We start from the raw sequence: 21,062 nt of genomic DNA on the forward strand, positions 1-21,062 counted from the left end.
AATCCTGCCCCCGCAACCAAATAATGAATGTGGAGCTGTGGTGTAGTGGCCTAACATGCCTGCCTGTCACGCAGGAGACCGCGGGTTCGAATCCCGTCAGCTCCGCCATTTAACACATTCAACTAGTAAGGCTTTGTAGCTCAGTCGGTAGAGCAGAGGACTGAAAATCCTCGTGTCGGCGGTTCGATTCCGTCCAAAGCCACCATTTATCAACTTAATAAGCCGTTGTAGCTCAACTGGTAGAGCAACTGACTTGTAATCAGTAGGTTGGGGGTTCAAGTCCTCTCGACGGCACCATTGCTTTGTGGAGGCTTAGTGAAGTGGCTAAACACGGCAGACTGTAAATCTGCTCTCTTCGAGTTCGGTGGTTCGAATCCATCAGCCTCCATTTACCTTTTTGTAGGGGCATAGTTTAAGGGTAGAACAAAGGTCTCCAAAACCTTTGGTGTGGGTTCAATTCCTGCTGCCCCTGCCAAAAATGCAAGAAAACTAATATTGTGGCGGTCGTGGCGAAGGGGTTAACGCACCGGTTTGTGGATCCGGCATTCGCGGGTTCAAGTCCCGTCGTCCGCCCATTATTACCAAAGCAACATAATGGGGATTAGCCAAGCGGTAAGGCAACGGACTTTGACTCCGTCATGCCAAGGTTCAAATCCTTGATCCCCAGTTTTATATGCGGAAGTGGCTCAGCGGTAGAGCATCGCCTTGCCAAGGCGAGGGTCGCGGGTTCGATCCCCGTCTTCCGCTCCATTATTACTAAGGCGCCATAGCCAAGTGGTAAGGCAGAGCTCTGCAAAAGCTTTACCCCCAGTTCGAATCTGGGTGGCGCCTCCACAATCAATTTTATTAGCCGGAGTGGCGGAATCGGCAGACGCACAGGACTTAAAATCCTGCGGTAGGTGACTACCGTACCAGTTCAAGTCTGGTCTTCGGCACCATTGTTTTACAAGTTTATGCCGGCATGGCGGAATGGCAGACGCGCTCGACTCAAAATCGAGTCCGAAAGGGTGGAGGTTCGAGTCCTCTTGCCGGTATAACGAACAAAGAAAGCCTATGAAATCATTGATTTCATGGGTTTTTTTTCTGTTCACTTTTGTATTATCTTGGATGCAGCAACATTGTATCTAAAATGCTATGTAGATGTGTTTTACAGATAGTAAAATAAGTAGGGAATACTTACAATGGTAGTTCATACCCAAAATGACAAATGAGGCGGGGAACGCTTTTGAATATAGTGAATTCGGTTAGGTTTAAGATTTTTATTGGGTTTGTGTTGGTGGTTGGTCCCTTGGTCTTATTTCTGATTTTTAATAATGTATACTCCATGAATGTGGTGAGGGATCAAATTTCTCAAAACTATAATAAGCTTCTGCAGCAATATGTGGAGGACACGGATAACACGCTCAAAGAATTCGATAATTATTTGTTTCATCTCTACAGTGATCCTGATGTGATCAATATGAACTTATATCCTCTGGAATCGGATGATTATGTTTTAGCGAAGCAGCGCTTGTTCAATAAGCTTACCCGGCAGTTGGATATCTACAACTTGGTCAATACGTTTTTTGTTTTTTCAGCGACAACGGGAGATCTGTTACTATCTACAAGAGAGAATACGTACTACTATGATCGCGTCCAGACGGTGAAGCAATTTATCGTTGAGAATTCGAAGACACGCCCCAATGACAGTTCAAACGGGAACTGGCTGATTATGAAGGCACCGAATGGCGATCACTATTTGATGAAAATAAATAAGGACTTAGGCGCGGGGCTATCAGGCGGAATTCTCATAAAAATGAGCAGCATGGTTGAGCCGCTTAGCAAGTGGGACACTGGAGAAGGTGGAGGAACTATCGCGGTATCGCCAGAAGGGACTACGCTGACAACGGCCTACTTCCCTTTACAAAGGTATGAGAACATTAGTGACCAGATTGCTCCCAAAAACTCTGGCTTTCAAATTGTCAAAGACAAGGAACTCAATCAGCAATTTTTGATTGTACGCGAAGCTTCTTCGCACGCAGATTTGGAGTTCGAGCTCATCATCGCGGAGAAAAATATGCTGCAGAATTTGCCTTACTTGCAGATGCTCATTTACTTTTTACCATTGGGCGGAGCCTTTGTGCTGGGGATTTATTTGTTATATGTCCAGAGGATCCTATTCAAACCATTGATGCAATTAATCCGTGGTATGAGGAAGATTGCCCAAGGGGAATTGTCGATTCGTTTGCATGAGGCCAGCTCGACGGAATTTGCTTTTCTGATTGCTACTTTTAATAAGATGGTGGATCAGATTGAGAATTTGAAGATTTCGGTATACGAGGAGAAAATTCGCGTGCAGCAAGCGGAATTTAAGCATCTGCAGGTGCAGATCAACCCTCATTTTTATATGAATAGCTTAAATATCATTTACAATCTCGCGGCGCTGAAGGATACGAAATCAGTTCAGAAGATGTCCTTGCATCTGGCGGATTATTTCCGGTTTATTATGAGAACCAATCGGACGACGATGACGCTGAAGGATGAGATCGATCATATCCGCAATTATTTGGAGATTCAAGTGATGAGATATCCGGATCATTTGAAATTCGAGATTGGGCTGCCTGAGAGATACAGTCAATTCGCGATACCACCACTCATTGTGCAGCCATTTGTAGAGAATGCGGTAATCCATGGGTTTACGAAGCAGTATGGCACCTATGAAATTCAAGTAAGCGCAGCGCCAGATCCAGAAGCACCTGAGGAGTTCTTTCTTCTTTCCGTTGGCGATAATGGGGAGGGGTTTCAACCGGAAATGCTGCAGCAATTGAATTCAGCGGAGTATTTGGACCAATCAGGTGATGAGCATCTGGGGATATGGAATGTACGTCATCGGTTGCAAATGAATTATGGGAGCAATGTAGCACTGAGATTTCTGAATAAGCCGGAGAGAGGGGCCTTGGTTCAAATCAGGCTGCCGCTTCATACCCCGATTGTAGAAGGGACGGATACGGATGTTTAATTTATTGGTCGTAGATGACGAGAAGATCGCGGTAAAAGGAATAACAGTGGGGATTGATTGGGAAGCGTTTCCGATTGGTCACATTTTTGAAGCGTTGGATGTGAATGAAGCGAAGCAGATTCTTTCAGAGAATCGAATCGACATCATGATTTCGGATATCGAAATGCCGGGTAGCAATGGCTTGCAGCTGCAGGAGTGGGTGCGTACGAATTCACCGCAAACGGAGACGATTTTTCTAACGGGACATGCGAACTTCGAATATGCTCAGCAGGCTGTTCGTTTAGGCAGCTTTGACTATGTGTTAAAGCCGGTGGATCATGATCGTTTGCAAGACATCGTAAGACTCGCTATTGAGAAGATTAAAGAGGATCAGGAGCAGTTAGATTTTCATGAAACCTATAAGATGTACTACAGTCACTGGGTTAATGAGCTGCCGACGTTGGTGGAGAAGTTCTGGCAGGAGCTGCTGAGCGGGAAAATACCTGCAAATGAGGAGCGGTTAACTCGCAATTTCCAGATGTATGAAATACCATTGGATATGACGAGCACGATTTTACCCATCTTAATCAGTGTGGAGCACTGGAAGGAAGATTTGAACGCAAGAGACGAAGAGATCATGGAGTATGCAATTCGGAAAGCTGCTGCTGAAATCATTCTTGTGGAACAACCTGGCTGTGTGATTCAAGAGAATGGCTCGACTTTAGTACTGCTATATGTTGCAGAAGGTAGCAAACCCTCTCTCTCTGAAATAAAAGCGAAATGTGAGGCTTATATTAGTGCTTGTCATCGCTATTTCCAATGCAGCTTGTCCTGTTATATGGGCGATGTTACGCCTCTGCTCAAGTTGACAGGGAAGGTAGCTGATCTTTTTCAAAGTGAACGGAATAATGTGACGAAAAGCAATTGTGTCCTTATGGACAATGATACGGATCAGCCTCTCATGAGCAAGCCGCAAGCGCCAACCTTTGCAGATTGGATCGTACTGCTTGAGTCTGGGAAGAAAGCGGAGCTGGTGACCCGCATTCATGAGAATATTGACGGTCTGCAGAAAACTGATGACGTGGGTTCTGAAACCGTAGAGGCCTTCTACTATGGGCTGCTGCATGTGGTGTATCATGTTTTGCATAAAAAGGGATTAGCCGTCCATGATATGCTGCCTCATCAAGAACTGCAGGATTATGGTAGTGCGACACGTTCGTTAAATCAGTTGAGGAATTGGGCGATACGTATCGCTACGGTTAGCTGTGACTATATGAATAGCCATCTGAAGGGCGTCTCAGCGGTTACGGCGAAGGTGTGCCAATACATTGACGAGCATATGCAGGAGGAGCTAAGCAGAGAGGAACTAGCGGCTTCTGTGTATCTGAATCCAGCGTATTTATCTCGTTTGTTTAAGAAAGAAACGGGGCTCTCCATCTCGGAGTATAGCTTGAAGGTTCGTATGGAGAAAGCGAAGAAGCTGCTAGCAGAAACAAACGATAAGATCAGCTATGTGGCGGAGCAAACAGGTTATTCGCACTTTTCCTTTTTCGCTAAAATGTTTAAGAAATATACAGGTCTTCCTCCTCAGGAGTATCGAAAGAACTTCCAGGGTTGATGGGATTGAAGGAAGTCGAGTGATAGGCAAGGTAGAAAAGCTGCCCGTAATTTGGGCAGCTTTTGACGTTAAGCGCGAACATTTCGCGAATGTCACAGAAGTGCTGATTCGGTCACTGGGAAGATAGAGATTTGTTTATAAAAACTTTAGAATGAACCTATAGTAAAGAGGATCACTAGTAAGCGGATCCATCGGAAAGGGGAACACAGTGAGCTTATGAGTGACACATCTAATGTTGCAGCAGTGAACCCGGTTAAATTAAATAAAAAAACGAGAGTAAAAACAGGTTTTCTATGGACTGTTCGCAGGTATTGGATTTTCTATGTGATGATGGCGCCAGCAGCTTTGCTGATTATCATTAACAACTACATTCCAATGGCGGGTGTTCTGATCGCTTTTAAGAATGTGAATTACACCAAAGGGATTCTAGGAAGTCCGTGGGTGGGCTTCGATAACTTCAAGTATTTATTCTCCAGTGAGGTCGCGTGGGTCATTACACGAAATACGATCTCCTACAATCTCGTGTTTATCGTATTGAATTTAGTGATAGCGGTTGCAATGGCCATCATGTTTAATGAGATGCGCAGCAAATTCCTATCGAAGTTTCATCAAAGCACGATGTTTCTGCCGTTCTTTCTCTCCATGGTGTGTGTAGCTTATCTTGTATATGCCTTCTTGGGAGCTGAGCATGGCTTCGTGAATACGGTGCTTTTGCCCAAACTAGGTATTCAGCCGATTGACTGGTATACAGAGCCGAAATATTGGACGGTTATCCTGCCCATCGTCAACACTTGGAAAAACCTTGGTTATTATACGGTTATTTATATGGCCGCCATTATTGGGATTGATAACGAGTATTACGAAGCCGCATTAATTGATGGCGCGAACAAATGGGAGCAAGTGAAACGGATTACGATTCCACTCATCATGCCCGTCATGATTACGATGACATTGCTTCAAGTAGGAAGAATTTTCTATGCGGACTTTGGCTTATTCTTCCAAGTCACCAAAAATGCAGGCGCTTTATTTCCTACCACGCAAGTTATTGATACCTATGTGTATCAGACTTTCCTAACCATGGGGGATATCGGAATGTCGTCGGCAGCAGGCTTGTACCAAGCCGTAGTAGGTTTCCTGCTTGTCCTAGTTACGAACTTATTCGTAAGAAAAGTGAGTAAAGAGAATGCACTATTCTAAGAAGGAGTGGCTGTCGTGAGTGAAGCAATTGCTGTACGTAACCAACAACGGATAGCCAAGAAGCGAGGACCTAACGAATTATCACCTACAGCGAATTTGTTGGTTAACGTTTTCTTTTGGATATATACCGCAGCATGTATCATGCCTCTTGTGTTAGTTATTATCGTTTCCTTTTCAGATGAAAAGGGAGTTCTGATACATGGTTACAATTTCATCCCAGAAGCTTGGAGCCTGGAAGCCTATAAGTTCATGTTTAAGGATTGGCATCAAATATTACGCTCCTTCGGGATCTCAGTCTTCTTAGCAACGGTGGGAACGGCAATTAGTTTAGTGATGATGTCGTTATATGCGTATCCCATCTCGCGAAGTGATTTTCCACATAAAAGTTTCTTCTCATTCTTCATGTTTTTCACCATGCTGTTCAATGGGGGACTCGTTCCTTGGTATCTCGTGTATACGCAGATGCTGGACTTGAAAAATACGATTGCAGCACTCATGCTGCCTTTGCTTGTATCTGCCTTCTTTGTTCTGCTGCTGCGAACATTTTTCGCTAATTCGATTCCGATGCCTCTCATTGAAGCAGCGAAGATTGATGGCGCCGGGGAGGTTCGGATTTTCAGCCAGATCATTATTCCGCTCTCCTTGCCAGTACTGGCTTCGGTTGGATTGTTCCAGGTGTTAAACTATTGGAATGACTGGTTCCTCAGTCTGGTGTTCATCTCAGGAAGTAAGAACATTAATCTGCAGTTCATGATGTATAAAACGATGCTGGATATTCAGTTCTTAACCTCGAATGTGCAGGCCAGTCAAGGTCTATCCCAAGCAGGAGGCATGCTCCAGCTGCCAACGGAGACCGTACGTATGGCGATGGCTGTACTCGGAATTGGTCCCATCGTGTTCGCGTATCCATTCTTCCAGAAGTATTTCAAGAAAGGCTTGACGGTTGGTGCAATTAAAGGTTAGTTTAACACGGCTTGTACCAGTGTAGACTGGTTTAGCATATAGGAACAATTGAGAAAAAGGGAGGCAATCCATCCATGAAAGCTTTGAAAAAAAGCACTCTTGCACTTCTTACATTAACGTTTTCGTTATCACTCACTTTGGCGGGCTGTTCGAAGAGCAATACAGAAACGACTTCAAGCGCTACACCGGCACCTGCATCAAGTACTGCGCCTGCTGCCACGAAAGCCGCAACATCGGATTTGAAGCCTTATGAAGTGAAGCTGGTGTACCCTGGTACGCCACAACCGGATCAAGCTAAAGTGGAAGAAGCGATGAATAAAGTTTTGAAGGAAAAAATCAATGCAACGATCAAATTGATGCCAATCGACTGGGGTCAATGGGATAACAAAACGAACTTAATGATCGCATCCCGTGAAGAGTTCGATATCTTATTCACAGCACAATGGAATGGTCATGCAGTTAACGTAGGTAAAGGCGCGCTAATGCCGCTTAACGACCTATTGGGGCAATATGGTAAAGGGATTACGGATTCCTTGGATCCGGCGTTCTTGCAAGGCGCTAAAATCAATGGCAAAAACTATGGTGTTCCAACGAATAAAGAACTAGCTGCTTCAGGCGGGATCGTGTATCGTTCGGATATCGCAAAAGAGTTAGGCATCGATATGTCTGCTGTTAAAACGATGGCAGATCTAGGCAATGTTCTCAAAACAGTTAAAGAGAAAAAACCGGAAATGACAGCCTTCTTCCTTCGCGATGGGGATAACCTGAATGCGCATTATTTGGCACAATATGACTATCTGGGTGATAGTACAATTCCAGGTGTTATTATGAAAGATGGCACGGATACGAAGGTTATTCCAAAATGGGATCAACCTCGCTACAAAGAAATTTTGAAATTAACACGTGATTTTATGCAAAAAGGTTATATCAATAAAGATGCGGCTACAACGCAATTGTCGGGTCAAGATGCTTTGAAATCCGGAAATGTATTCATGATTACTTCATCTTTGAAGCCTGGTAAAGACAGTGAATTAGCAAATGCAACGAACTTGGTAGGCAAGCTTGGCCAAATCGAGCTGACACCACGTACAATCTCCACAGGTGACACGGCGGGTTCCATGTTGGGTATTTCCGTAACGTCCAAGGATCCAGCTCGTACGATGATGGTCATTAACCTTTTGCATACAGATAAACAATTGAACAATCTAATTAACTTCGGTATTGAAGGTACGCACTACACGAAAGTGTCTGACAACATTATTAAAGCAACAGATGCTGGTAAAAATTATGCACCAGGTGCTGCTTGGCAGTTCGGTAACCAATTCTTGAACTACTTGTACGATAATGAAGATCCGCAAAAATGGGATAAATTCAAAGAGTTCAACAAAACAGGTAAGAAATCCCCTGGCCTTGGCTTTACTTTCGACTCTGAGCCTGTCAAAACACAAGTGGCTGCTGCAGTTAACGTAGGTAAAGAATTCGATGCAGCGATGGATACAGGTTCTGTGGACATGGATGCTTCCTTGCCGAAATATCAAGATAAAATGAAAGCAGCAGGGATTGATAAAATTATCGCTGAAAAGCAAAAGCAATTGGATGCGTTCTTAGCAGCGTCGAAGAAATAAGACGTTCTATGTATAAGGAGCCAGACTCAGTAATGAGTCTTGGCTCCTTTTGTTTGTGATCGGACATGTATGACTAATTACCAAGCATAAGTCATAGTTACGATTACGAGCAATACGAACAACACAAGAACAGCAGCAGCAGAAGTTCCACCATAACCTGCACCAGTACCTACAGCAACACCCATTTATGTCACCCCCCATCTCTAGGAATGCTCTTCCGCAGAAGCGAATGAGAGACAATACTATCCTATGGAGAGATGTCTCGATTTGCTTGGGTGTTTAGCCTAAATCTACTGTGAGATGGGCTACTTTTAGGCAAACGCCTGTTTTTTGAAAAAGTGGGAGAGAAGTTGAACAAGTGGCAGGAGCCTTCCATATGGTAGAAAAAGAACGTAATGCCATTGCGGAGGTGTAGGGGCTATCGATTACTTGGATATGTTAGCGAAGCTCGGGATAGGAAATGCACATCCCGGAGGGTTTGGAGAGACGATTGAGCAATTGAAGAAATATCCCATAGAGAAAGGGAAAAGAGTATTGGAGGTTGGCTGTGGAACAGGAAGAACGGCCTGTTATTTGGCAGAGCAAGGCCTAGATGTCACCGCTGTCGATATACGTCCAGAGATGATTAATAAAGCTAAGATACGAGCGGATAAGCAAAGGGTTCAGGTGGATTTTCTGATTGGGGATGTATGTCAGCTGCCATTTGAGGACCATACTTTTGATGTAGTCATGGTGGAGTCGGTTACGAACTTTGCAGATGCTCAGAAAGCCGTATCTGAGTACTATAGGGTCTTAAAGCCGCAAGGAAAACTCTATGACCGAGAAGTGATTAAAGTGAAAGAGATGACAGCAGGTATCCATAGAGCCTTATGCAGCTTCTACGGGGTTAATAAGATCTATAAGCTGGAGGAATGGCAAGAGCTCTTTGAGAGCAACAAATTCAGCTCTGTCACCTCGACAGGTATACATCCTTTCCCGCTCACGATGTTCGAAGATCAGGTTCAGCATCCAGATCCTGTACATTTATCGGATCGACAATCATTCATGGATCCGCGCATATGGCAGATCACTGCGCGTTATGACGAGCTTGTTAGTAAATACCATCCGTATATGGGCTACACCCTCATGATTGGCTCCAAAGAGTAAGGAAGGTAAATAAGCAGGAAATTGGTTCCTTAATGGCGAATTATATGAGAAAGATTATCATTGGGGGCTGCTTCTTTTGAACGTAGAAGTGATATCAGAACGAATTTCGAACCGTAAAGCAAAGGAAGTTTATGAGCTGATTACGCGTCAAACGACGGTTTCGAAAATAGATTTATTAGACCAAAGCGGCATGACAGTCTCGACGTTGACACGACTGTTAGAGGAGTTAACGAGTCAGGGACTCATCTTGGAATCCGGCTTTGGTGCATCTACGGGCGGGCGTAGGCCGATTTTGTATGAGAAGAATCCGGCCTATGCTTATATATTTGGCGTGGAAATTTCGAGAACGTTATCCAAGTTGGTTCTTGTCGATCTAGGGATGAATAAGCTGGACACCAAAAGCTGGGCAATGACAGAGGTCATGACCCCCGAAGTGCTGATTCCGCTTATTGTTGCCGAAGCCAAGCGGATGTTAGTCCAACATGGCATACAAGCGTCAGAATTGCTGGGAATGGGCATCGGCGCAGTAGGACCTGTAGATCGAGTGTCAGGCGTTATTCTGGAGCCATCCTACTTCCCTGCAAAGGGGTGGAGGCATGTCGATATCTGTCAGTGGCTGAGTAGGGAGCTAGGTATTCCTGCATTACTAGACAATGGAGCGAACACTGCTATTCTGGCAGAATCCTGGCATCAACGAACACGGAGCTTCAAGCACTTGCTGTATATTCATGCAGGCGTCGGATTGCGATCTTCCATGGTCTCTGAAGGCAAAGTTATTTATGGGGCCGTAGATATGGAAGGCTCTGTGGGTCAAATGATTATTCAAACCGACGGTGTTCCCCATCGAGACCGATCTGGCAATTACGGTGCCTTGGAATCGTACGCGTCTCTCTATGCGATAGAAAAGGCGGCAAAGTCAGCATTAAAGCAAGGGAAATCCACTGCGCTCATACATATGGTCGAGGATCCAGAGCAGGTTACTTACCAGCATATTATGGAGGCGCTCAAAAAAAATGATCCCCTGGCCGTGGAGATCGTGACGGAGGCTGCGACCTATTTCGGGATCGGCCTTGCGAATTTATTGAATATTTTGCATCCGGAGAAAGTGATCATCGGGGGGCCCTTGATTACAGGCGGGGAGCTATTCTTCCAGACAGCAACGCAGGTGGCTATCCGCAAAACGTATTATTACCCCGCCTATCAGGTTATTTTCAGCAAAGGCCAGCTAGGCGATGAAGCACTTGCCATCGGTGCAGCCGTCATGGTGATGAATCAGCTCGTTAAGCCGTAGCTCCCTTAAGGAAATCAAGAAGCAGCGCATTGAAGGCTTCTGGCTTCTCCATGGGAGTCAGATGGGAAGCATCAGGAATCACATGAAAGCTCGCGCCCTGGATTTGATCAGCCATGGATTTCATGACATCCGGCGGCGCAATCGCATCCTGTTCGCCAGCGATAACGAGTGTTGGCACGGTGATGCGGCTAAGTAAAGGTACAGAGTCTTCGCGGAACGCCATCCCAATACTTGCATGGACAAGACCTTCGGCTGGCATGCTGTCCATGATCAGCTTCAGGTTATCGATAAGCTGCGGCTGATCTTGAAGTGTGGCTGCGGTCACAAGTTTAGGCAGCATGGCATCGCGGGCTGCCGCGGGTCCCTTATCATACAGAGAGACTGCCATGTTCATGCGATTCTTCCGTCCTTCTGGTCCGTCTGATTCGGGGCGAGTATTAGCAAGAATCAATGCTGAGAAGCGTTCAGGCGCTAGACGCAATAGAGCAAAAGCCACATAGCCACCCATGGAGAAGCCTCCGAGGGTGGCTTTTTGTATGCCTAATTCGTCCATGAGACCCAGAATATCCTGGGCATATTGATGGAGGGACATCGGTGTGAGGGGTAATTCAGATTGCCCCATTCCTCGAAAATCAGGTGTAAGTATACGATAGTTGGCTGACAAGGTATCGATTTGAGATTGCCACATGCGATGATCTAGCGGAAAACCATGAAGCAGGATAACAGGAGCCCCTTGACCTTGATCTTCAACGAATAATTCGGTACCGTTTACGTGTTTTTTCATCATTTTTCACCCTCCAAGGACCTGGCTTTTAAAAAAAATAGCGAAAAAGTTATGTCTTCATACTTTCATTATGGTTAACTCATACTTACTTAACATTTCATTGCTATTCTCTGATTATACCTTTTGTATTACACCAAGAACAGGAAATACGAAACATTCATATTTACGAAATGGGGTTTATTGAGATGACGAAAAAACCATGGTCCACCCAAGAGCTGGACAAACTAATTCGCCTTTCCTCGGAGTGTCCGCCAGTAGTCATTGCTAGAGAACTATCGCGTCCTGTCACTTCTGTCCGTAAAAAAATGCGTGAAATGGGTGTCAGTTATGTATCTGGGGAGCAGTGGAAAAAAAGTCAAATCCAATACCTGATTTCGGACGAAGGCACTTCCTACAAAAACAAACATAAGTTAACACAAGAATCAAAAGAAAATGGATTTGAGTCTCCTGTCCTAGATGAGTTCTGGACTACCCTTGTGAAAATGGCTCGCGTAGCTAAAAAGAGGGGGAAACGGGTCGATGTCCTGTCGTTTATCGATACATACCGCAAGATTCGTATTGGCGGCTAATTTCAAATATGCAATTTATTGAAGGTTAATCCGTTACTGACGTGATTTGACCTTTTTCTTTTTGTCTGGACGCGGGAATGAGGGAGATAAATTTATCCAGACTTAAACCTTTTTTAAGGTTCATACGTTATCATAGGTATATAACGATCCGGTACGTATTTCATGAAGGATGTGGCGAAGGTGGAGTCAAAAAGAGGATGGCTGAAGCAGTCGTTTGGAAAACGGTTAAACGCGATACATAGTTGGAATGCTTGGCTTCTGGTGCTGTTGACAGTGACAGGGATTGTGCTCAGTATTGGTGCGATCAGAGGGGATCTAGGAGCATTTCGTGTGACGTTGAAGCAGCTCCACATTTATTTGGGAGTGGCATCTATTGTACTTATGATTGTGTATGCGCCAATGATCCGCAAGCATTGGCGCCAAATCCGCGCGCGCCGCAACCAACGCGCGAATTTGGTGTTTGTTCTCGCGCTCCTGATCGGCTGGGCCGCATCAGGCGTGATCCTGTGGCAGTTCCGGCACCTGCCACCGGCTTTGAACAACGCGGCACTCTTCGTTCATGACCTGCTCACCTGGGTCGGAGTGCCGTATGCCGTGTACCACGCCATCTCGCGAAGCAGATGGCTGAAGCGCCAGCAGCGGCTCGAGCAAGCCGCTGCAGCGGGCAGACCGCCAGCGTCTGCGCAGGCGGTCACGGGCCCTGCTGCCGCCGCAAGCGACGCAGCGGCGGCGTCTGTGACTGTGGCGACGGATGACGCCACAGGAAGGCGCACAGCAGCGCAGGCGGTGATCGCCGCGCTGAAGGAATCGCCGATCACACGCGCCTCCTTCCTGCGGCTAGCCGCAGGATTGGTGCTCGTGATCGCGATCGGCCCCACCTTTTATCGCTGGATAAAAGGTGCATTCGATACCGGCGGCTCGCAGGTCGCCGAGTATGTGGCAAGCGATGGCAATCGCATGCTGCCGCCGCCGGAGGCATTGCCCGACTCCGCCGCTGTTGTAGGCGGAGGGGCGAAAGGGAATTTCCGTATCTACACGGTGACGGAAATACCGGCTTTTTCATCAGATACCTGGAAATTCGCGATTTCCGGTCTTGTGGATAAACCCAATGCTTGGAATTGGGAGCAGTTCCTGAAGATGAAGCGTACGGTACAGGTTAGTGATTTCCACTGTGTGACGGGATGGTCGGTATACCAATGTACATGGGAAGGCATCCCCTTGAAGCAGCTGTTAGCGGCGGCGGGCATTCAAGCCTCGGCTAAATTTGTGAAATTTTATTCTGGTGATAAAGTCTATACGGACGCCTTATCCTTAAGTCAAGCCAATGGGGACGATATTATGGTCGCTGTCCTATTGGACGGTAAGCCGATTCCACAGCAATTAGGGGGGCCCGTACGACTGATTGTACCGAAGATGTATGCTTATAAATCAGTCAAATGGCTGCAAGGCATCGAGTTGATTGATAAGGAGCACATGGGGTACTGGGAAGTGCGCGGCTATGATAACGATGCATGGGTCGGTACATATAACGGATAACCTGGTCTTTCGGTTGAAGCAGACACTGACTTTTAGCATGGATTTTGGTATAGTAAGGGCAAAGAATCCTGTTCGGAAATGAGGGACATTTGCCGTGCAAATTACATCTATTAATGTGGGATTACCCAAAACAATCTTATATCAAGGCAAAGAGCTGACCACGGGGATTTATAAGACGCCGGTCAGCTCCTCTTTGTTTGTATCGAAGGTACAAATAGACGGGGATGGGCAAGCGGATTTGACGGTTCATGGCGGTGTTGATAAAGCGATCTGTGTATATCCGGAGGAGCATTATGCGTACTGGGAAAATCTGCGGGGAAACAAGCTGGATGCCGCCACTTTTGGTGAAAACCTCACGATTCGCGGTTTGCAAGAGCATGAGCTATGTATCGGTGATACGTTTGCCATTGATGAGGTTATCGTTCAAGTTTCACAGCCCAGACAGCCTTGTCATAAACTAGCAAAGCGCATGGATTGGCCAGAAGCAACGCTCTACGTTCAAGAGACAGGCTATACGGGGTATTATTTTCGCGTGCTGCAGGAAGGGGTTATCGCACCTAGTTCCGAGTTGAGACGCATCGATAGAGATGAAGCGGGTGTGACGATTGCCTTCGCCAATCAGATTAAATATCACGATAAGTTCAATGTTGAAGGGGTTAAACGTGTTCTTGCTGTAGATGCACTTTCTGCAAGCTGGAAGCAATCCTTCAGGAAACGTTTAGTGGAGCTCGAAGCATGATAACAGGCGTCATTCTTGCTGGAGGCTTGAATCGCCGTATGGGCGGGAGAATCAAGGCGCTCTTACCTGTGCAGGGGGAAGCTATTCTGCTAAGACAACTGAAAGAAATGTCACACGTGTGTGAGCAAATGATCGTGGTAACTAATACACATGAGGTTTTACAGCCATTGCTTGCTGAGGTTAAAGGTATTAACGTGCAGTGTGTGAGCGACTACTATCTCCAAAAAGGCCCTTTAAGCGGTATTCATGCCGCCTCCTGCGTCGCGCTCGGGACTCATTTATGGATCGTCGGCTGCGACATGCCTTTCATCTCTGCTGATGCAGCTAGCTTTATGGTGGAGGTATGCCGAGAGTCGAATGTGGATGCGGTCATCCCGGAAATAGAGGACCGTCTGCACCCCCTTCATGGCATTTATGCCAGAGAAGTAGGGCCGGAGGCTGAACTCCTGCTTCAACAACAATGCTATCGATTGATGGGGTTGCTTGATCATTTGGATTGGCGTTCTGTGAGGACGGATGAATTCGTGAAACGTGGGATTCGAACGAATTTCGCTGCGAATATGAATACACCAGAAGAATATGAAGACATGTTAGGAAATCTACCATTATGAAATGATTTCCAGATAAAAAGCCATAAAACCTAGGATTTTGTCAGGAAATATGCCATAATGAACAGAGAGAGAAGGTGAACTCCTATGCCAAAACTGCTAATAGATCGTTTTGGACGGATGCATGATTACCTGCGCATCTCAGTGACAGATCGTTGTAATTTGCGTTGTGTATATTGTATGCCGGAAGAAGGAATGGAATTTGAGCCGGATGAGAAGCTGTTAACTTTTGATGAAATAACAGAGATCGTCCGTGTATTAGCTGGTCTTGGTGTTCGCAAATTGCGATTAACCGGCGGAGAGCCTCTAGTTCGTAAAAACCTAGAGCAGCTGATCGGCATGCTATCACAGATTCCCGGTATTGAAGATATAGCATTGACTACGAATGGGATTTACTTTGCATCGCGGGCTGAGAAGCTTCGGGCAGCAGGGTTAACCCGTGTAAATATTAGTTTGGATTCGTTGAAAGCGGATCGGTTCTCGATGATCACGCGTGGCGGGGATATTCGCCGTGTTTTAGCCTCGATTGAAGAAGCTTATCGGGTTGGTATTACGCCGATTAAGCTGAATGTGGTGCTGATGAAAGGCATTAATGATGATGAAATCGCAGATTTCTTACAAATGACGATTGATCGCCCGATTCAGGTGCGATTTATTGAATATATGCCAATCGGTCATCAAGATGAGGATTGGAAAAGCCGTTACCTATCGCTTACGACAGTTCTCGATCGCTGCAAGGAAATGGGCTGGGAAGCTAAAGCTTCAGACGCGGTTTATGGCAATGGCCCTGCACAGAATTATCGCATTGAGGGGGCATTAGGCTCCTTTGGCCTTATTCATCCGATTAGCGATCATTTCTGTGAGACTTGCAATCGCCTGCGTCTGACGGCAGATGGAAATATCAAGCCTTGCTTGTATTGGTCGGATGAATTTAATGTACGCAAATATATTGGCGATGATGCTGCGGTGGAAGACTTGTTCTTCCGGGCGTTGGATATTAAACCGCAAAATCACGAAATGGCTCAGGCCTTGATGAATGAGGAACAGTCGCATACACCAACTAATCGCAGAATGTCGCAAATCGGCGGCTAGCTAGAGGGCGTGGGGGGCATAGGAAGTAAGTGAAGCAAGCGAGAAGCGAAATGAAACAAGCGAACAACGAAATGAAACTTAGGTTTGGCCGCAATGTAATCTCGGTCGAAGAGGCGCGAGCCGCACTTTACGAGTACGTTAAGCCCACAGAGACGGAGTTCGTTTCGCTGCCGACGTCCTTCGGCAGAAGGTTGGCGAAGGATATTTATGCGGATCATGCTGTGCCGCATTTTCGCAGGTCAGGCGTAGATGGGTATGCTGTTCGTTCACAGGATATCGCTGAGGCATCACCGGATGCTCCGGTTATCTTACATGTGATCGAGCGGATTCCAAGCGGGACCATGCCCCAGATGACGATTCAGGCAGGAACCGCTGCTCGTATCATGACGGGGGCGCCTGTTCCAGATGGCGCTGATACTGTTGTGATGCTGGAGATGACGGATTCCATGCAGGAGGAGTCACTATCTTCCATTGTTGCCAAGGTGAAGGTTAAGAAAAATGTGCAAGCGGCAAGTAACATTACGCCAATTGCAGGTGAGGTTGCCCGCGGGGAGCTCGTCATCGACCGTGGAACCCAGATTGGTCCAGGAGAAGCCGCGATTTTAGCGACCTTCGGGTTCTCAGAGGTTGAGGTATATCGCAAGCCGAGAGTGGCTATTTTCTCAACCGGGTCAGAGCTGCTGCATGTGGAACAGGAGCTGCTGCCTGGGAAAATACGCAATAGCAACAGCTACATGCTGGCGGCACAAGTGGAAGCAATTGGCGGAACGGCCCTGATCATGCCGGCACTCTCTGATGATCCTCAGCAGGTAGAGACCGCACTCGAGGCTGTGCTGGGTGATGTCGATCTCATTCTGACCTCAGGCGGTGTCTCGGTTGGCGATTACGATGTCCTTGTCGACCTATTCGGGCGATTCGACGGGAAGCTGCTGTTTAATAAAGTAGCCATGCGCCCTGGCACTCCGACGAGTGCTGCGCTATGGAAGGGAAAACTGTTAGTTGCATTGTCAGGTAATCCCGGAGCATCGTTCGTTGGCTTCGAGCTATTTGCTAAGCCCATACTTAACGCGATGTTGGGGAGCCAGAGTCCTGTGGCGGAAGAGTTTACAGCCTATTTGGATGTCCCTTATGATAAACCTTCTGCCTACCCTCGTTATATACGGGGGACAACACGAGTCGAAGCGGGTTCTTTATGGGTCAGACCAGCCGGCATCGATAAGTCGAGTATTATGGTGTCGATCAAGGATGCGGATTGCTTGATTTGGCTGCCGGCAGGGGGGCAGGGCTTTCAGCGTGGCGATGTTGTGAAAGTTTATACAACGAGATAACGATAATAAGAATATATAGAAGATAGAGTTACGACTTAATAACAAGATATCGAAGTGAACTTATACTTTTATAAAAAGATTAGATCATATTCTATATGAATCAACGTTTGGCGCTAACAAGTAACCGTCTATCAGGAGGGTCGGCTGTAGCGTCTTTTTTTGTAGGGAGCCGAGGTCGAGCAGAGGGAAAGGTTTCGTCCTGAGTGGGAGGAGTTGAGTAATATCAATCGCGCAGGAACCTGCTATCAACACTATCCCCACAGCTCAGAACCTGAACTCGTTGTCGTCCTGAGTGGAAGGGATACTCTGTAGAGGAGGAGTTGAGTAATATCAATCGCGCAGGAACCTGCTATCAACACTATCCCCACAGCTCAGAACTTGAACTCGTTGTCGTCCTGAGTGGAAGGGATACTCTGTAGTGGGAGGAGTTGAGTAATATCAATCGCGCAGGGACCTGCTATCAACACTATCCCCACAGCTCAGAACTTGAACTCGTTGTCGTCCTGAGTGGAAGGGATACTCTGTAGAGGGAGGAGTTGAGTAATATTAATCGCGCAGGAACCTGCTATCAACACTATCCCCACAGCTCAGAACCTGAACTCCTTGTCGTCCTGAGTGGAAGGGATAGTACCTGTAGAGGAGATAGAGGAGGAAAAAGTGGTTAAGAGAGGGCCGAGTGAGATATAAGCCGAAAAGGGTTTAAAAGTTGGTGTCCGAGTGAGATAGAGTCCGGGAGGAGCGAATGCGCATGAAGGAAACTCATCTTATTAGTGTAGGACTCGACATCGGGACCTGTACAACGAAGTTCGTTGTAAGTCGGCTTACCATGACGCAACGTGGAGCGTCCTTCACGATGTCTCACGATGAAATCACGGAAAGGAAGCTCTTGTATGCGAGTCCAATTGTTCGCACACCCTTGCTCGATCCTGTAACCATTGATGCTGCAAAGCTAACAGAGCTTCTAGAAGCCGAGCTCCAATGCGCAGGTGTATCGCTTGCCGATATTGGCAGCGGGGCGGTCATCATGACGGGAGAAACTGCAACGAAAACGAATGCAGAAGATTTGCTGCATAGGCTTGCGGAGCAGGCAGGCGCCTTCGTTGTGGCAACGGCGGGGAGCGATTTGGAAGCCATCATGGCGGGCAAAGGATCAGGCGCAGCGCAACGTTCAGCAAATCTTCAAAACACCATAGCCAACATGGATGTTGGGGGAGGTACAGCGAATGTGGCATGGTTTCGGAATGGTATGCCGATTGCGACGGCAACCTTTCATATGGGCGGAAGCGTCATTCGGGTGCAAGCGGATGGGATGGTGACATATGTATCTTCAGCTATTGATCGCTGGCTTGACGAACAGGGAATATGGTTGAAACCTGGACAAATTACCAGCATCCATGTACTTCAGGATCTGACTCGACGAATGGCACAAGGGATAGGGTTGTTTTTAGCTGGTAGTAAATCTGTTGCTGAGGCCGTGCTCCTCGCCCTTGGTCCACTCCCCTCACAACTCCCGCAAGCGGATGAATGGATGCTTTCTGGAGGTATCGCAGAACTGGATCTGTTACAATGCCCGTCTAACTTGGAAATGTCAGACATCACGATATACGATGATATCGGTCCCCTGCTTGCACAAGCCATCTATGAGACTTGGACGGAGCTTGGCTTTACGCTAGTGGAAGCCAAGCAAACGCAGCGTGCCACGGTCATTGGAGCGGGCTTGCAGAGCGTGGAGCTCAGTGGTTCAACCATTCATGTGGATGCAGCTACGCTCCCCTTACGCAATGTGCCAATCGTGAAATGCCGGCTGCATCTTGATGCAGCAAAGCTAGCGGCCGATTTGGAGGAAGTATTCCAAAAAGCGATCCAGCTGTACGGTACATCGGATCAGGCACCATTTGGTATAGCGATGACAACGGAGCATCCGTACACCTATAAACAACTGCAGGAACTTGCGGGCCAGCTGATCCCGCTGTTGACCTCCCATTTTAGACATCATCAGATCGTAGTTATGCTATGTGATCAAGATATGGCCAAAGCACTGGGCCAGCTTCTTTCTCTTGGTTGTCAAGGGAATCCCCGCATCGTATGTGTCGATGGCATTTCTCTGAGCTTTGGTGATTACATCGATCTTGGCGAGCTGATTGGGAATCGTACGATTCCTGTAATTGTAAAAACGCTGCTATTTTCTCATGAGGTTACCGAGGTGAGCCAATGAAATTGAAAACGTCGATAAGAGGTCATGTCTATACGTTCGGAAGCTTGAAAGAAGTGTTCGGCAAGTCAAATGAAGCACGTTCCGGTGATGATTTGGCAGGTGTAGGAGCCTCCCATCTGAAGGAAAGAATCGCAGCTAAAACGGTACTTGCGGATCTTCTTCTCTGTGATATTCGAAATCATCCGCTACTGCCAGCAGAAGAAGATGAGGTATCGAGGGTCATCGAGGAGAATGTAGTTGAAACTGTATACGCTTCTATAAGCCAGTGGTCCGTGGCAGAGCTGCGTGAATATATGCTGCGGACGGAAACGACGGGGGATGAGCTGCTCCGTATATCGAAAGGGCTAACGAGCGAGATGATTGCAGCTGTCGCCAAAATCATGACGAATCTGGATCTCATTCAGGCGGCATCGCGTATTGAGGTGAAGACAACGAACAATACAGAGATCGGACATAAGGGGACACTCAACAGCCGAGCGCAGCCGAACCATCCTACCGATTCACTAGAAGGTATGAAAGCTTCGCTTTATGAGGCGCTGAGTTACGGCGTAGGGGATGCGGTTATCGGCATTAACCCGGTAACAGATCACCCGCAGACGACCAAAGCGTTGCTGGAAGCTGCGAAGGAAGTCATGGAGACTTGGCGCATCCCCACGCAGAACTGTGTCTTGGCCCACGTGACGACACAGATGGAGGCGATCAAGCAGGGGGCAAGGGCTGATCTTATTTTTCAGAGCTTGGCCGGCACGGAGAAAGGCAATCGCGCATTTGGCATTCACAAAGAGCTTCTGGATGAAGCGAATGCCTTGATCTACAGCGAGGGCAGTGCGACGGGGCCGAATCGGTGGTATTTTGAAACGGGGCAGGGCTCAGAGCTGTCTTCTGAAGCTCATCATGGCATTGACCAAGTGACGTTGGAAGCAAGATGCTACGGATTAGCGAGGATCTATAAGCCTTTTCTGGTTAACACGGTGGTTGGCTTCATCGGACCAGAGTATTTATATAACAGCAAACAAGTCATACGTGCAGGTTTAGAGGATCATTTTATGGGCAAAATGCATGGTCTCCCTATGGGCGTTGATGTATGCTACACCAATCATATGAATGCCGATCAAAATGATATGGATTCCCTATCCGTCATGCTGGCCAGCGCACATGTGAACTTCCTCATTGGTGTGCCCATGGCGGATGACTGCATGCTTAATTATCAATCGCTGGGCTATCATGATATTGCCACTTTACGAGAGCTTTTCGGGCGCACGCCATCACCTGCCTTTCGAGATTGGATGCAGGACATGGGCTTATGGTCCAACGGTACGCTTAGTTCATTAGCCGGTGATCCTAGGTTGTTTTGGCGAGGAGGTGCTTAGGAGG

17 protein-coding genes and 11 tRNA genes are annotated in these 21,062 nt (G+C 47.0%); 26 read left to right on the top strand and 2 right to left on the bottom strand.

The features are described from left to right. Nucleotides 1-31: 31 nt before the first annotated feature. From AC58QO_RS23030 to AC58QO_RS23105, 16 genes are all read left to right on the top strand, one after another. Nucleotides 32-108: transfer RNA gene (locus AC58QO_RS23030), tRNA-Asp, on the top strand. Between the two features lie 21 nt (nucleotides 109-129). Further along, nucleotides 130-205 (top strand) — tRNA-Phe (locus AC58QO_RS23035). Nucleotides 206-221: 16 nt separating this feature from the next. After that, a tRNA-Thr gene (locus tag AC58QO_RS23040) sits at nucleotides 222-297 on the top strand. A 9-nt stretch (nucleotides 298-306) separates the two neighbouring features. Continuing rightward, a tRNA-Tyr gene (locus tag AC58QO_RS23045) sits at nucleotides 307-388 on the top strand. Nucleotides 389-401: 13 nt separating this feature from the next. Further along, nucleotides 402-475, top strand: a tRNA-Trp gene (locus tag AC58QO_RS23050). A gap of 25 nt (nucleotides 476-500) precedes the next feature. Further along, a tRNA-His gene (locus AC58QO_RS23055) sits at nucleotides 501-573 on the top strand. Between the two features lie 22 nt (nucleotides 574-595). Next, nucleotides 596-667, top strand: a tRNA-Gln gene (locus AC58QO_RS23060). Between the two features lie 8 nt (nucleotides 668-675). Further along, nucleotides 676-750, top strand: a tRNA-Gly gene (locus AC58QO_RS23065). Nucleotides 751-760: 10 nt separating this feature from the next. Next, nucleotides 761-834, top strand: a tRNA-Cys gene (locus tag AC58QO_RS23070). A 15-nt stretch (nucleotides 835-849) separates the two neighbouring features. Continuing rightward, nucleotides 850-938, top strand: a tRNA-Leu gene (locus tag AC58QO_RS23075). A 17-nt stretch (nucleotides 939-955) separates the two neighbouring features. Then, nucleotides 956-1,034: transfer RNA gene (locus AC58QO_RS23080), tRNA-Leu, on the top strand. A gap of 254 nt (nucleotides 1,035-1,288) precedes the next feature. Beyond that, nucleotides 1,289-2,998 (top strand): sensor histidine kinase, encoded by a 1,710-nt coding sequence (locus AC58QO_RS23085; RefSeq protein WP_497269630.1) that lies wholly within the window; start codon nucleotides 1,289-1,291, stop codon nucleotides 2,996-2,998. Beyond that, nucleotides 2,991-4,595 carry a response regulator transcription factor gene (locus tag AC58QO_RS23090; RefSeq protein ID WP_497269632.1) on the top strand — a complete coding sequence of 535 codons (1,605 nt, stop codon included), beginning with the start codon at nucleotides 2,991-2,993 and terminating at the stop codon, nucleotides 4,593-4,595. Before AC58QO_RS23085 ends, AC58QO_RS23090 begins: the two co-directional genes overlap by 8 nt. A 216-nt stretch (nucleotides 4,596-4,811) precedes the next feature. Continuing rightward, entirely contained in the window at nucleotides 4,812-5,792 is a 981-nt protein-coding gene (locus AC58QO_RS23095) for an ABC transporter permease (protein WP_497269634.1), read from the top strand. 15 nt (nucleotides 5,793-5,807) lie between these two features. Then, on the top strand, nucleotides 5,808-6,755 hold the full coding sequence (locus AC58QO_RS23100; protein ID WP_497269636.1) for a carbohydrate ABC transporter permease: 948 nt from the start codon (nucleotides 5,808-5,810) through the stop codon (nucleotides 6,753-6,755). A 74-nt stretch (nucleotides 6,756-6,829) separates the two neighbouring features. After that, the gene (locus tag AC58QO_RS23105) at nucleotides 6,830-8,380 is read left to right on the top strand and encodes an ABC transporter substrate-binding protein (protein WP_497269638.1); all 1,551 of its coding nucleotides are present in this window, start codon (nucleotides 6,830-6,832) and stop codon (nucleotides 8,378-8,380) included. A gap of 77 nt (nucleotides 8,381-8,457) precedes the next feature. On the opposite strand, the gene AC58QO_RS23110 is transcribed toward AC58QO_RS23105, so the two are convergent. Beyond that, nucleotides 8,458-8,565 (bottom strand): YjcZ family sporulation protein, encoded by a 108-nt coding sequence (locus AC58QO_RS23110; RefSeq protein WP_497269640.1) that lies wholly within the window; start codon nucleotides 8,563-8,565, stop codon nucleotides 8,458-8,460. A 250-nt stretch (nucleotides 8,566-8,815) separates the two neighbouring features. Between AC58QO_RS23110 and AC58QO_RS23115 the strand changes: the two genes are divergently transcribed. Next, a complete protein-coding gene (locus tag AC58QO_RS23115; protein ID WP_497270016.1) occupies nucleotides 8,816-9,526 on the top strand; it encodes a class I SAM-dependent methyltransferase in 711 nt (236 codons plus the stop codon). Between the two features lie 76 nt (nucleotides 9,527-9,602). Next, nucleotides 9,603-10,817: an ROK family protein gene (locus AC58QO_RS23120; protein ID WP_497269642.1), complete on the top strand. Its 1,215-nt coding sequence runs from the start codon at nucleotides 9,603-9,605 to the stop codon at nucleotides 10,815-10,817. On the opposite strand, the gene AC58QO_RS23125 is transcribed toward AC58QO_RS23120, so the two are convergent. After that, a complete protein-coding gene (locus AC58QO_RS23125) occupies nucleotides 10,807-11,604 on the bottom strand; it encodes an alpha/beta fold hydrolase (RefSeq protein ID WP_497269643.1) in 798 nt (265 codons plus the stop codon). The two genes, AC58QO_RS23120 and AC58QO_RS23125, sit on opposite strands and share 11 nt — an antisense overlap. Nucleotides 11,605-11,786: 182 nt before the next feature. On the opposite strand from AC58QO_RS23125, the gene AC58QO_RS23130 reads away from it, so the two are divergent. The 8 genes from AC58QO_RS23130 to AC58QO_RS23165 all read left to right on the top strand — a co-directional run bounded on the left by AC58QO_RS23130 (nucleotide 11,787) and on the right by AC58QO_RS23165 (nucleotide 21,058). Further along, the gene (locus tag AC58QO_RS23130; protein WP_497269645.1) at nucleotides 11,787-12,170 is read left to right on the top strand and encodes a hypothetical protein; all 384 of its coding nucleotides are present in this window, start codon (nucleotides 11,787-11,789) and stop codon (nucleotides 12,168-12,170) included. Between the two features lie 180 nt (nucleotides 12,171-12,350). Beyond that, complete coding sequence (locus AC58QO_RS23135) at nucleotides 12,351-13,706, top strand: molybdopterin-dependent oxidoreductase (protein ID WP_497269647.1); 1,356 nt, start codon at nucleotides 12,351-12,353, stop codon at nucleotides 13,704-13,706. A gap of 94 nt (nucleotides 13,707-13,800) precedes the next feature. Beyond that, nucleotides 13,801-14,445: an MOSC domain-containing protein gene (locus AC58QO_RS23140; protein ID WP_497269649.1), complete on the top strand. Its 645-nt coding sequence runs from the start codon at nucleotides 13,801-13,803 to the stop codon at nucleotides 14,443-14,445. After that, the gene (gene mobA, locus AC58QO_RS23145; RefSeq protein ID WP_497269650.1) at nucleotides 14,442-15,056 is read left to right on the top strand and encodes a molybdenum cofactor guanylyltransferase; all 615 of its coding nucleotides are present in this window, start codon (nucleotides 14,442-14,444) and stop codon (nucleotides 15,054-15,056) included. The genes AC58QO_RS23140 and mobA overlap by 4 nt, the downstream gene beginning before the upstream one ends. A gap of 84 nt (nucleotides 15,057-15,140) precedes the next feature. Further along, nucleotides 15,141-16,145, top strand: a complete 1,005-nt coding sequence (gene moaA, locus AC58QO_RS23150; protein WP_497269652.1) for a GTP 3',8-cyclase MoaA — start codon at nucleotides 15,141-15,143, stop codon at nucleotides 16,143-16,145. 29 nt (nucleotides 16,146-16,174) lie between these two features. Further along, nucleotides 16,175-17,473 (top strand): molybdopterin molybdotransferase MoeA, encoded by a 1,299-nt coding sequence (locus AC58QO_RS23155; RefSeq protein ID WP_497269654.1) that lies wholly within the window; start codon nucleotides 16,175-16,177, stop codon nucleotides 17,471-17,473. A gap of 748 nt (nucleotides 17,474-18,221) precedes the next feature. Next, nucleotides 18,222-19,688 carry an ethanolamine ammonia-lyase reactivating factor EutA gene (locus tag AC58QO_RS23160; RefSeq protein ID WP_497269656.1) on the top strand — a complete coding sequence of 489 codons (1,467 nt, stop codon included), beginning with the start codon at nucleotides 18,222-18,224 and terminating at the stop codon, nucleotides 19,686-19,688. Continuing rightward, complete coding sequence (locus AC58QO_RS23165; protein ID WP_497269657.1) at nucleotides 19,685-21,058, top strand: ethanolamine ammonia-lyase subunit EutB; 1,374 nt, start codon at nucleotides 19,685-19,687, stop codon at nucleotides 21,056-21,058. The genes AC58QO_RS23160 and AC58QO_RS23165 overlap by 4 nt, the downstream gene beginning before the upstream one ends. Nucleotides 21,059-21,062 lie beyond the last annotated feature (4 nt).

The organism is Paenibacillus sp. J31R30 (assembly GCF_059692115.1).